The sequence below is a fragment of the Sandaracinobacteroides sp. genome, assembly GCF_057137845.1.
Genome location: NZ_DBNHFX010000045.1, coordinates 1 through 12,410 on the forward strand (window position 1 = coordinate 1; position 12,410 = coordinate 12,410).

13 protein-coding genes and 1 pseudogene are annotated in these 12,410 nt (G+C 63.5%); 13 read left to right on the forward strand and 1 reads right to left on the reverse strand.

The features are described from left to right. Together AC16JP_RS02175 and AC16JP_RS02180 are read left to right on the forward strand one after the other, a co-directional pair. On the forward strand, positions 1–554 hold a 554-nt coding region (locus AC16JP_RS02175), incomplete at its 5' end, for an AMP-binding enzyme (RefSeq protein WP_484338961.1). After that, positions 536–1,651, forward strand: a complete 1,116-nt coding sequence (locus tag AC16JP_RS02180; RefSeq protein ID WP_484338962.1) for a saccharopine dehydrogenase family protein — start codon at positions 536–538, stop codon at positions 1,649–1,651. The genes AC16JP_RS02175 and AC16JP_RS02180, both read left to right, overlap by 19 nt. Before the next feature lie 62 nt (positions 1,652–1,713). Here the strand turns inward: AC16JP_RS02180 and AC16JP_RS02185 are convergent, their stop codons facing one another. Further along, entirely contained in the window at positions 1,714–2,958 is a 1,245-nt protein-coding gene (locus AC16JP_RS02185; protein ID WP_484338963.1) for an alginate export family protein, read from the reverse strand. A gap of 155 nt (positions 2,959–3,113) precedes the next feature. Here AC16JP_RS02185 and AC16JP_RS02190 point away from each other — a divergent pair, with 155 nt between their 5' ends. From AC16JP_RS02190 to rplB, 11 genes and pseudogenes are all read left to right on the forward strand, one after another. After that, on the forward strand, positions 3,114–3,893 hold the full coding sequence (locus tag AC16JP_RS02190) for an enoyl-CoA hydratase (RefSeq protein WP_484338964.1): 780 nt from the start codon (positions 3,114–3,116) through the stop codon (positions 3,891–3,893). A 38-nt stretch (positions 3,894–3,931) separates the two neighbouring features. Beyond that, positions 3,932–5,209 (forward strand): Xaa-Pro dipeptidase, encoded by a 1,278-nt coding sequence (locus AC16JP_RS02195; protein WP_484338965.1) that lies wholly within the window; start codon positions 3,932–3,934, stop codon positions 5,207–5,209. A gap of 291 nt (positions 5,210–5,500) precedes the next feature. Beyond that, positions 5,501–5,872, forward strand: a complete 372-nt coding sequence (gene rpsL / locus AC16JP_RS02200; RefSeq protein ID WP_484338966.1) for a 30S ribosomal protein S12 — start codon at positions 5,501–5,503, stop codon at positions 5,870–5,872. Positions 5,873–5,886: 14 nt separating this feature from the next. Beyond that, on the forward strand, positions 5,887–6,357 hold the full coding sequence (gene rpsG, locus AC16JP_RS02205) for a 30S ribosomal protein S7 (RefSeq protein WP_484338967.1): 471 nt from the start codon (positions 5,887–5,889) through the stop codon (positions 6,355–6,357). Positions 6,358–6,384: 27 nt separating this feature from the next. Further along, complete coding sequence (fusA, locus tag AC16JP_RS02210; RefSeq protein WP_484338968.1) at positions 6,385–8,460, forward strand: elongation factor G; 2,076 nt, start codon at positions 6,385–6,387, stop codon at positions 8,458–8,460. Between the two features lie 46 nt (positions 8,461–8,506). Beyond that, positions 8,507–9,697 carry an elongation factor Tu gene (gene tuf / locus AC16JP_RS02215; RefSeq protein ID WP_484338969.1) on the forward strand — a complete coding sequence of 397 codons (1,191 nt, stop codon included), beginning with the start codon at positions 8,507–8,509 and terminating at the stop codon, positions 9,695–9,697. Between the two features lie 180 nt (positions 9,698–9,877). Further along, entirely contained in the window at positions 9,878–10,192 is a 315-nt protein-coding gene (rpsJ, locus tag AC16JP_RS02220) for a 30S ribosomal protein S10 (RefSeq protein ID WP_484338970.1), read from the forward strand. Between the two features lie 99 nt (positions 10,193–10,291). Then, positions 10,292–11,032 carry a 50S ribosomal protein L3 gene (rplC, locus tag AC16JP_RS02225; protein ID WP_484338971.1) on the forward strand — a complete coding sequence of 247 codons (741 nt, stop codon included), beginning with the start codon at positions 10,292–10,294 and terminating at the stop codon, positions 11,030–11,032. Further along, positions 11,032–11,655, forward strand: coding sequence for a 50S ribosomal protein L4 (gene rplD, locus AC16JP_RS02230; protein WP_484338973.1), 624 nt, complete (start codon positions 11,032–11,034; stop codon positions 11,653–11,655). Before rplC ends, rplD begins: the two co-directional genes overlap by 1 nt. Beyond that, on the forward strand, positions 11,648–11,959 hold the full coding sequence (locus AC16JP_RS02235) for a 50S ribosomal protein L23 (protein WP_484338972.1): 312 nt from the start codon (positions 11,648–11,650) through the stop codon (positions 11,957–11,959). The genes rplD and AC16JP_RS02235 overlap by 8 nt, the downstream gene beginning before the upstream one ends. A 17-nt stretch (positions 11,960–11,976) precedes the next feature. Beyond that, positions 11,977–12,410, forward strand: a pseudogene (gene rplB / locus AC16JP_RS02240) (50S ribosomal protein L2); the annotation flags it as partial.

Here is a 12,410-nt window from a genome sequence, read left to right on the forward strand (position 1 = left end):
AAATCTGCTTTCGCGCGGCAACAGGCCCGGCGCTGGCGGTGCATTACCACGCCAACCCGGAGGCATCGCGCGACAAGGTGCGCGGCGGCTGGCTGCGCATGGGCGACATGGGCCATGTCGACGAGGACGGCTGGCTGTTCTTTCATTACCGCAAGGGTGGCGCCATCCGCCGTAACGGCGCGTTTATCGATCCCGGCGCCGTCGAGAAGATCATCGCCGAGCATCCCGCTGTGGAGGACGTATTCATCTATGGTGTGGCCGCTGCATCCGGCGCGCCGGGCGAAAAGGATGTGGTGGCCGCGATCGTGGCAGCGGCGCCCGACGCATTCGACCCGGCAGGCCTGATCGCATGGTGCCGCGAGCGGCTGGACCCGAACAGCGTTCCGGTTGTTCTGCAAGTCGTCGGCGCGATCACCAAGACGGCATCGGAAAAGCCGCAGGAGCGATTTCTGGCCGCCGATCTGGCGGCGGGGAAGGGAACGGTGATCAGAACGGCGGAATGGCCGCCGGCGCCGGAACACGAGAGGAGTGCATCATGTCGGAACCGCAGGTAGTCGTCTATGGCGCAAGCGGCTATACGGGCAAGCTGATCGCCGAGTTCCTGGCGCGGCGCGGCATCGATTTCGTTGCTGCGGGCCGCTCGGCCGAACGGCTGGAAGCGGAGATGGCCACCGTCCCCGGCCTTGATCGGAACCGCTGCCGGATCCGGGGGGTGGCGCACGAACAGCGGGCGCTGGCCGCCTTGTTCAAGGGCTGCAAGCTGGTCATCAATGTTACCGGCCCGTTCATGCAGCTTGGCGAACCGGTGGTGGCTGCCGCGCTGGAGGCAGGCTGCCACTATCTCGACACCACCGGCGAGCAGGACTGGCTGCTGCATGTGCGCGATCATTTCGGCCCGAAGTTCGCGGCGCAAGGCCTGCTGGCGTGCCCCGCCACATCGTTCATGTGGCTTGCCGGGCAACTGGCGGTCGAGGAATTGCTGCTGAAGGAAGGTATCGACAGCTTCGACATCGTCTATGCGCCCAACGGTGCGCCGACGGTCGCATCGACGCTGTCGTTCCTGCGGATGTGCACGCGCCCGCAATATCTGCTGTTGAATGGCGAACTGGCGACCTGGCCCGAGGCGAGTTCGATCCAGGTGTCGGCGCCGCACACCCACGAGATCCTCACCGGTCTGCCGTGGGGCGGCGGTTGCGAGCCGATCTGGTATGCGAACGACAGGCGGGTGCGGAACCTCAGGGTCTGCGTCGCCTTCACACCCAGCCCCTTCGTCGGCTGGGTTCTCGATCGCATGCAGGAATATGCGCGTGTTGCGACATCGCTGTCGCCGGAACAGCAGGAGGAGCTTACCAATGCGTGGGGCCGCGAGATCGCAACGACGCCCCCGCGCGAGGACGAGGACGTGAACCGCTGCACCATCTCGGTGCGGGCGCGTGGACGTCTGGCGGGGTGCAACCTGACCTATTATGCGACTTCGCCCTATCTGCAGACGGGGGCGATGATCGCGACGGCCGCGCAATGCCTGCTGGAGGGCAGCTTCCATGGTGCTGGCGTCGCGTCGCCGGCGGCGGCGTTCGGCCACCACACGTTCATCGACAGCCTGCACCGCGAGGGGCTGCACTGCACGCTTGCGGACGCGGTCTGGCGCTGAAGGCGCGATGGTGCGGGGCGGGTGCACCGACCCGCCCGCCATCGCTTCGCCCCATGCGGGCGTCAGTAGGCGACTTCCGCCTGCAGCCAGAACTTACGGGTATCGACCCCGAAGCCGCGTGCATCATAGTTGGCGTATTTCGCGAGCAAGCCCACCCGGCCAAGTTTGAATCCGAGGCTTGCATCCCATTCGTTGCCGTAATGGATCGAGCGGATGTCGCTGTCGAACCGGTGCCACGTGACCGCCGCGTTGAGACCGGGAACCGCCTTCACTGCGCTGAACCTGTAGGCTGCGCCGGCATAGATGTCGCGCAGGCCGGTGTTGGGGGTGGAGAGGAACATGTCGGCCCAGCCGTTGAACTTGTGGAGGGTGGCCATCGGCGTCTGCACTGCGCGGGCTGCGCCTGCTGCTGCGCGGCCGTCACTTCCCAGCAGTTCATAGCCGGCATTCAGGGTAAAATCGTGCAGCCCGAGTGCGGCGTCTGCGGCGAGATAGTTTGCGGCATAGGCGACCGGGTTGCGCCCCGTATCGGATTGGCGGGCGTAGCTTGCAGCGAGGTTCAGTTTTGCCGACGGGGCGAGGGGGAGGGCGGCCGTTGCCCTGAGGCCGAAAGTCTTGGAACTGTTGGCGTAAAAGAAGGGTTCGTCATAGTCGACGAGATAGGCGAAGGCCTTCAGGTTCACCGGCCCGGCCTTGCCGCCAGCGCCAAGAAACAGGAAGTCGCCGCCGTAGGACTGGCGCGGCCCGCCGTCGATGCCGAAGATCGTGCGCTGGCCGATCGCATAGGTGCCATCGAGCACGACCGGACCCAGTTTCGCTTCGGCGCGGACTGCGTCGAAGGTCTGCTCGTTCTGCCGCCAGCCGACCGAGCCAACCCAGCGCTGGTCGTCGAGATTGATTCGCTGCCGTCCGAGCGTCAGCGTGCCGGGGCCTCCCTTCCACTGGAGTTGCAGGCGGTTCAGTTCGATGTTCGAGGGGTCGGAGATGGTGGAAAACTGCGGCCGCCGCTGCCCGCTCTGCACTACGAACGGGAAGGCGTTGTAGTCGTTCACCAGTGCCATCGTGCTTTCGGTTTCCGCCAGCAGCGAGAACTGGTTCACGCGGAATTCGGCTCCGGCGCGCACGCGCAGGGTCAGTGCGTCGGCGCCGGTCGTTGGCTGGTCGACATTTTCATAGCGCAGCCGCGCATCGACGATCGGATCCACGACAAGCCCGTTGCCGAGGTTGATCGGGTCGCCGGTGGCGGCAATCGCGTTTGCGCTTGCGCCTGCTGCGAGGGCGACAATGGTGGCCTTGATCCTGTGCATTGGAACTTCCGTTTCATTTGCGTGGCGGGTAGTCAGCATCTGGCTGGCGCCCGGTATGTGCCGCGCGCCATAGCTGAATTGATATATGTCGCCTAGAAACGCCCCCTGTGGCCGAGTGTCGCGCAGGCGGGAAGAGCGCCGCAGGAGGATGTTGCATGGCACTGGTTGACGTGGCGGTTGCCGAAAATGGCGTTGCAGTGGTGATGCTGAACAGGCCGGAAGCGATGAACGCGCTGTCGAAGGCGCTGCGGGCGGAGCTTGCGCAGGTGATGCGCCAGATGGACAGCCGCGACGACGTTCGGGTGGTGGTGCTGACGGGTGCCGGGACACGCGCATTCACTGCCGGGCTGGACCTGAAGGAGCTTGGTTCGGATGCAGCGGCGATGGCCGATGCAACCGGCAGTTCCGCCGAGGCGAATCCGGTTAAGGCAATTGAGAGCTGCGGCAAGCCGGTGATCGGTGCGATCAACGGTGTCGCGATCACCGGCGGGTTCGAACTGGCGCTTGCCTGCGACGTGCTGATCGGCAGCGAAAATGCCCGCTTTGCCGATACCCATGCGCGGGTCGGCATCATGCCGGGCTGGGGGCTTTCACAGAAGCTGTCGCGGTTGCTGGGAAGCTATCGCGCCAAGGAACTCAGCCTGTCGGGAAACTTTCTCGATGCAGCGACGGCCGAGCGTTGGGGCCTGTTGAACCGCGTGGTCGCGGCCGACGATCTGCTGCCGGTGGCGTGCCGGCTGGCCGCCGACATGGCGACCATCGATCCCGCCTTCAGCCGCGCCTACAAGCAACTGATCGACGACGGGTTCGCCGCTACGTTCGGCGACGGGCTGGCGCTGGAACACCAGCGATCGTCGTTGGCAAATCGCGCGGTTTCCCCGGACGAGGTTGCGAAACGGCGTGAAGCGGTGCAGGCACGCGGACGCCAACAATAGCGATATCAGATCACTGAAAGTTCGAGGGGACGAGGGACATGCGGATTCGTGCCATGATGCTGGCGTTCACGGGGTTGCTGGCGGCAGCGCCTGCGGCGGCTGAAACCACCATGATCACTGCGGCGCGTATGCTGGACGTGGTGACGGGCCGCATGATCGAGCAACCGGCGATCCTGGTGACCGATGGCCGCATCGTGCAGATCGGGCGTCAGGGCGCGCTTGCCGCACCGGCCGGCGCCCGCACCATCGACCTTGCCGGGCTGACCCTCATCCCCGGCCTCATTGACATGCACGTCCACCTGACCGGCGACGCCGCGATTGGCGGATACCGGGGGCTGGAATATACCGACAGCTTCTGGACGGTTGTCGGCACGGCGCAGGCCCGAAAGATGCTGCAAACCGGCTTTACCACGGTGCGCAACGTCGGTTCTTCGGACTTTGCCGACGTCGGCCTTAAGCAGGGCGTGGAGGGGGGCTATATCGTTGGCCCGCGGATCGTGCCGGCCGCCTATGCGCTGGGCGCGCGCGGCGGTCATTGCGACGAGACGTTCCTGCCACCCAGCGCCGACGCGACCAGCCGGGGCGTTGCAGTCGGGGCAGACGGCTTCCGCGACAAGGTCCGCGAGATGCGCAAATATGGCGCGGAAGTCATCAAGATCTGTGCAACCGGCGGCGTGTTCAGCCGCGGCGACGAGCCTGGGCAGCAGCAGATGACCGACGCCGAACTGCAGGCGATCGCCGACGAAGCGCACATGGCCGGAATGAAGGTTGCCGCGCACGCGCACGGCACATCGGGGATCAAGGCGGCGATCCGTGCAGGGATCGACACCATCGAACATGCAAGCCTGATCGACGACGAAGGGATCCGCCTCGCCAAGGAGAAGGGTGCCTATCTGACCTTCGACATCTTCAACACCGACTATACCCAGTCCGAAGGCAAGAAGAACGGCGTTCTTGAAGACAACCTCCGCAAGGACCGCGAAATCGGCGAGGTGCAGCGGCAGAATTTCCGCAAGGCCAATGCAGCCGGCGCGAAGATGCTGTTCGGCTCGGACGCGGGCGTTGCGCCGCACGACCAGTCGGTGAAGCAGTTTGCGATCATGGTGCGCTACGGCATGACGCCGATGCAGGCGATCCGCGCAGCCACGCTGACTGCGGCCGAGGCGCTGGGCCGTTCGCGCGACGTGGGCGCAATCGAAACCGGCCGTTTCGCCGACATGGTGGCAGTTTCGGGCGACCCGCTGGCGGATGTGACCGTTCTTGAACATGCAAAGGCAGTCGTGAAGGGTGGGCAACTGGTGGCCGACGCGCGCTGACGCGCACCCGGTTTCCCGCCCGGTCGTCATCGAATCTGCGGTGCATGGCAGTTGACGTTTGCCCTCGCCAGCGATAAGGGCGGCGCTTCGTTTTCGGGGCTGATTGCTTTTCGGGCATCTGCCCCGGCGCGAAAAGAGATACGACAGGCCGGGCCGTGCGGCGAGCATCCCTCATGGGGCTGCTCGCGCTTATGCTGTGGATTTCCATGCGGACATTCACAGACGGATTGGTGCTGGAGTAGGCCTCTCTCCATGGGGGAGGGGGCCGAACAGAGGAAGTCCAGAAGTCGAATGCCCACTATCAACCAGTTGATCCGCAAGGGTCGCGAGCCACAGAAGGCCCGCAACAAGGTCCCGGCGATGGAGGCCTGCCCGCAGAAGCGCGGCGTGTGCACCCGCGTCTATACGACGACGCCGAAGAAGCCGAACTCGGCACTCCGGAAGGTGGCCAAGATCCGTCTCACCAACGGGTTCGAGGTGATCGGCTACATCCCCGGCGAGGGCCACAACCTGCAGGAACACTCGGTGGTCCTGATTCGCGGCGGCCGCGTAAAGGATCTTCCCGGCGTTCGCTATCACATCCTGCGCGGTGTACTCGACACGCAGGGCGTCAAGAACCGTAAGCAGTCGCGCTCGAAATACGGCGCCAAGCGTCCGAAGTAAGGGAGGCCACAACCATGTCACGTCGTCGTCGCCCCGAAAAGCGCGAAATCCTGCCCGATCCCCGCTACGGAGATCAGGTTCTCACCAAATTCATGAACCTCGTCATGTACGAGGGGAAGAAGTCGGTCGCCGAAACGATCGTCTATTCCGCCCTCGACACCATCGAGCAGCGCGCCAAGCGCGATCCGCTTGGTGTGTTCCATGACGCGCTCGCCAATGTGCGGCCGCTCGTCGAAGTGCGCTCGCGCCGTGTCGGCGGTGCCACCTATCAGGTGCCGGTCGAAGTCCGCCCCGAGCGTGCGCAGGCCCTCGCCATCCGCTGGCTGATCGCATCGGCGCGCAATCGTGCCGAAAAGACCATGTCGGCCCGTCTTTCCGCCGAACTCATCGAAGCTTCGAACAATCGGGGCAACGCGGTGAAGAAGCGCGAAGACACGCACAAGATGGCGGAAGCCAACCGCGCCTTCTCGCACTACCGCTGGTAGTGCCGAACACGTAATCCGGAGTTATCCATGCCACGCTCTCACCCGCTGGAAAAGTATCGTAACATCGGCATCATGGCTCACATCGATGCCGGCAAGACGACGACGACCGAGCGGATCCTCTATTACACCGGCAAGTCCTACAAGATCGGCGAAACCCACGAGGGGACGGCGACCATGGACTGGATGGAACAAGAGCAGGAGCGTGGCATTACGATCACGTCCGCTGCGACCACCTGCTTCTGGCAGGATCATCGGATCAACATCATCGACACGCCCGGCCACGTCGACTTCACCATCGAAGTCGAGCGTTCGCTGCGCGTGCTCGATGGTGCGATCACCTGTTTCGACGGTGTCGCCGGCGTCGAGCCGCAATCCGAAACCGTGTGGCGCCAGGCCGACAAGTATCGCGTGCCGCGCATGTGCTACGTCAACAAGCTTGACCGCACCGGTGCCAACTTCGAGCGCTGCGTGCAGATGATCAAGGATCGCCTGGGTGCCCGCCCGGCAGTGCTCTATTATCCTATCGGCCTCGAAAGCGATTTCATCGGCCTCGTCGATCTCGTCGAGAACCGTGCGATCATCTGGCTCGAGGAATCGCTGGGCGCGAAGTTCGAATATCGCGACATTCCCGACAACCTGAAGGACAAGGCCGCCGCTGCGCGCGCCGAACTGATCGAGCTTGCCGTCGAGCAGGACGATGCGGCGATGGAAGCCTATCTCGAAGGCAATGAGCCGGATGTGGCGACGCTGAAGAAGCTGATCCGCAAGGGCACGCTGGCGTTCGACATCGTTCCGGTGCTGTGCGGTTCGTCGTTCAAGAACAAGGGCGTGCAGCCGCTGCTCGATGCGGTCATCGACTATCTGCCTAGCCCGCTCGACATTCCGCCGGTCGACGGTATCAAGCCCGGCACCGACGAGCACGACACCCGCGAAACCAGCGATGAAGCCCCTTTCTCGGCGCTGGCGTTCAAGATCATGAGCGATCCCTTCGTCGGCTCGCTGACCTTTGCCCGCATCTATTCGGGCAAGCTTGATGCAGCGACTTCGGTGCTGAACTCGGTGAAGGACAAGCGCGAGAAGATCGGCCGCATGCTGCTGATGCATGCCAACAACCGCGAAGACATCAAGGAAGCCTATGCGGGCGACATCGTTGCCCTCGTCGGCTTGAAGGAAACGACGACCGGCGACACGCTTTGCGCGCCGCTGAAGCCGATCATCCTCGAGCGGATGGAATTCCCCGAGCCGGTGATCGAAGTCGCTGTCGAGCCGAAGACCAAGGCCGACCAGGAAAAGATGGGTCTCGCGCTCAATCGTCTGGCGCAGGAAGACCCGAGCTTCCGCGTGACCTCGGACCAGGAAAGCGGCCAGACCATCATCAAGGGCATGGGCGAACTTCACCTCGAAATCCTCGTCGACCGCATGCGTCGCGAGTTCAAGGTGGAAGCCAATGTCGGCGCACCGCAGGTTGCCTATCGTGAATCGCTCGCCCGCAAGGTCGAAGTCGATTACACGCACAAGAAGCAATCCGGCGGTTCGGGCCAGTTCGGCCGCGTGAAGATTGTGGTCGAGCCGGGCGAGCGCGGTTCGGGCGTGGTGTTCGTCGACGAAGTGAAGGGCGGCAACGTTCCGCGCGAATATATCCCCTCGGTCGAGAAGGGCATTCGCGAGGTGGCGGAATCCGGCTCGTTGATCGGCTTCCCGATCATCGACTTCACGGCGACGCTGACCGACGGCGCCTACCACGACGTCGACTCTTCGGCGCTGGCGTTCGAAATTACCGGCCGTGGCGCGATGCGTGAAGCGGCGACCAAGGCCGGGATCAAGCTGCTTGAGCCGATGATGTCGGTCGAGGTGGTGACACCCGAAGACTTCATGGGTGACTGCATCGGCGACCTGAACAGCCGCCGGGGACAGATCCAGGGCACCGACACCCGTGGCAACGCGCAGGTGATCGAGGCGCTGGTGCCGCTTGCGAACATGTTCGGGTATGTGAACCAGCTCCGCTCGATGACGCAGGGCCGGGCACAATACACGATGCAGTTCAGCCACTACGAGGAAGTTCCGTCGAACGTGGCCGAGGAAGTGAAGGCGAAACTCGGCTGATTTTGGCCGGAAACTTACAACTGGTTGAAGAAAAGAGGATATCCATATGGCAAAGGCGAAGTTTGAGCGGAATAAGCCGCACGTCAACATCGGCACCATCGGTCACGTCGACCATGGCAAGACCTCGCTGACCGCAGCCATCACCAAGGTGCTGGCTGAAACCGGCGGCGCGACGTTCGTCGACTATGCGAACATCGACAAGGCTCCCGAAGAGCGCGAGCGCGGCATCACCATCTCGACCAGCCACGTCGAGTATGAAACCGCCGAGCGTCACTATGCGCACGTCGACTGCCCCGGCCACGCCGACTATGTGAAGAACATGATCACCGGCGCGGCGCAGATGGACGGCGCCATCCTCGTCGTTTCGGCGACCGACGGCCCGATGCCGCAGACCCGCGAGCACATTCTGCTTGCAAAGCAGGTCGGCGTGCCGGCGATGGTCGTGTTCATGAACAAGGTCGACCAGGTCGACGATCCGGAAATCCTCGAGCTCGTGGAACTCGAAATCCGCGAACTGCTGTCGAAGTACGACTTCCCGGGCGACGATATTCCGATCATCAAGGGTTCGGCCCTGATGGCGCTGGAAGACAAGAGCCCCGAAATCGGCCGTGAGCGGGTGCTCGAACTGATGGCCGCCGTCGATGCCTACATCCCGCAGCCCGAGCGTCCGCTCGACAAGCCGTTCCTGATGCCGATCGAAGACGTGTTCTCGATCTCGGGTCGTGGCACCGTCGTGACCGGTCGTGTCGAAACCGGCATCGTGAAGGTCGGTGAAGAAGTCGAGATCATCGGTATCAAGGACACCGTGAAGACGGTCGTGACCGGCGTCGAAATGTTCCGCAAGCTGCTTGATCAGGGCCAGGCCGGTGACAACATCGGTGCGCTGCTGCGCGGCACGAAGCGTGAAGACGTCGAACGCGGTCAGGTTCTGGCCAAGCCCGGCTCGATCACCCCGCACACCGAGTTCAAGGCCGAAGTGTACGTGCTGTCGAAGGACGAAGGTGGCCGTCATACGCCGTTCTTCGCCAACTATCGGCCGCAGTTCTACTTCCGCACGACCGACGTGACCGGCACCGTTGAACTGCCGGAAGGCACGGAAATGGTCATGCCCGGCGACAACGTCACGCTTGGTGTGAAGCTGATTGCTCCGATCGCCATGGACCAGGGCCTGCGCTTCGCCATTCGCGAAGGTGGCCGGACCGTCGGCGCAGGGGTTGTCGCGTCGATCTCCAAGTAATATAGAGCCTCCTCCCGCCGGGGCAGCGATTCGTCGCGCGCTTCGGCGGGGAAGGTTTTGGGCCGAAGCCCGGGGACTTCCGCGGGCGTCGGCTTGGCTGTTTGAACGGTCGATCCGGAATTGAATCGGTAGCGTGGCGCCACGGGCGAATCTGCTGCCGGCATGAGAAGAGTTGGAAAAATGGAAACGCAGAACATCCGCATCCGCCTGAAGGCATTCGACCATCGTGTGCTCGACACCGCGACGGGCGAAATCGCCGACACTGCCAAGCGTACGGGTGCCGATGTGCGTGGCCCGATTCCGCTTCCCACCCGGATCGAGAAGTTCACGGTCAACCGCTCGCCGCACGTCGACAAGAAGTCGCGCGAGCAGTTCGAAGTTCGTACCTACAAGCGGCTCCTCGATATCGTGAAGCCGACGCCGCAAACGGTCGATGCCCTCATGAAGCTCGATCTGGCGGCAGGTGTGGATGTGGAGATCAAGCTGCAAGGCTGATCGCTGCAATCGTGCAAGCCCGCGTTTCGGCGAGGGCCTCTGAGTTGGTCATGCCCTGATGGCGAATAGCCGGAAGTGGCCTCTGATGAAGGAAGTGAAATGCGAACCGGCGTAATCGCCAGGAAGATGGGGATGACCCGTCTGTTCCGTGAAGATGGGGTCCATGTACCCGTCACGGTTCTGGCTTTGGAAACAAATCAGGTGGTGGCGCAGAAGACCGCCGAGCGTGATGGCTATGTGGCCGTGCAGCTTGGTGCGGGCGCTGCCAAGGCAAAGAATCTGACGAAGCCCGAGCGTGGGCATTTCGCCAAGGCCGAAGTCGAGCCGAAGGCGATCCTCGCTGAATTCCCGGTGGCGGAAGACGCCCTGGTTGAAGTCGGCGCGCAGATTTCCGCAGACCATTTCGTTGTCGGCCAACTGGTCGACGTGACCGGGGCGACGCAGGGCAAGGGCTTTGCCGGCGCCATGAAGCGTTGGGGCTTCGGCGGTCTTCGTGCAACGCACGGCGTCTCGATCTCGCACCGCTCGCACGGCTCGACCGGCCAGCGGCAGGATCCGGGCAAGGTTTTCAAAAACAAGAAGATGGCGGGCCACATGGGTGACCGCAATCGCACCCAGCAGAACCTCGAGATCGTGCTGACCGATACCGAGCGTGACCTGCTGTTCGTCCGCGGCTCGGTTCCGGGATCGAAGGGCGGCTGGTTGCTCGTGCGCGATTCGGTGAAGGTCGATCGTCCGGCCGACGCTCCCTACCCGGCATCGGTGAAATCGACGACTGCCGCTGCGCCGGAAACGGTTGCAGAAGTCCCGGCTGCTGACGTTGCCGAGGAGCAAGCGTGATGAAGGTGCAAGTGAAGACGCTGGCCGGCAAGTCGGCCGGAGAGCTGGAGCTCAACCCGGAAGTGTTCGGGCTGGAGCCTCGCGCAGACATCCTGCACCGTGTCGTGACCTGGCAACTCGAAAAGCGCCGTGGCACGGCTCGTGCGGCGCGTGAGCGTTCGGATGTTGCCCGCACCGGCAAGAAGTTCGGTCGTCAGAAAGGCGGCGGTACCGCCCGTCACGGCAATCGCGCTGCTCCGCAGTTCATCGGCGGCGGCAAGGCGCATGGTCCGCGCGTCCGGGACTTCGATCCCGGTCTCAACAAGAAGGTGCGCGCGCTGGGGCTTCGCCATGCGCTGTCGTCGAAGGCTGCCGAAGGCAAGCTGGTGATCGTCGACAATCTGGCGCTCGACGCGGCAAAGACCAGGGCGCTGAAGGATCAACTGGCGCTGCTGGGTGTTGCGAACGGTCTGTTCGTGGACGGTGCGGCGGTTGACGTGAACTTCGCCCTGGCCAGCCGCAACCTCTACAAGGTGGACGTGCTGCCGGCGATCGGTGCCAATGTCTACGACATCCTGAACCACGATCATCTGGTGCTGACGCGCGCCGCGGTCGAAGATCTGGAGGCGCGCTTCAATGGCTAAGCAACAAGAGGCGATCGACCTCAGGCACTTCGACGTGGTGGTCAAGCCGATCATCACAGAGAAGTCGACCTTGGTCGGCGAGCATAATCAGCTGGTGTTCGAAGTGGCGAAAACCGCTTCGAAGCCGGAAATCAAGGCAGCCGTCGAGGCGCTGTTCAATGTCAAGGTGACTGCGGTTAACACCCTGGTCTCCAAGGGCAAGACCAAGCGCTGGCGCGGCAAGCCCTACCGGCGCAGCGATCTCAAGAAGGCTATCGTGACACTGGCTGACGGCCAGTCGATCGATGTGACTTCTGGCATTTGATGGCGGGTGACTGAGCCATGGCACTGAAGAACTACAATCCCACCAGCCCGGCGCGGCGCGGCCTTATTCTGGTCGATCGCGCGGCGCTGTGGAAGGGCAAGCCCGTCAAGGCGCTGACTGAAGGAAAGACCAAGTCGGGCGGCCGCAACAACATGGGCCACGCGACTGCGCGCGGCATCGGCGGCGGTCATAAACAGCGTTACCGGATCGTCGATTTCAAGCGGCGGACCTGGGACATTGCAGCGACGGTCGAGCGGCTTGAATACGACCCCAACCGGTCGGCCTTCATTGCGCTGATCCGCTACCCGGACGGCAAGCAGGCCTACATTCTTGCTCCGCAACGGCTCGCGCCGGGCGACCAGGTGGTCGCCGGCAAGAAGGTCGACGTGAAGCCAGGCAATGCGATGGAGATCGGGCAGATGCCGGTCGGCACCATCGTCCACAACGTCGA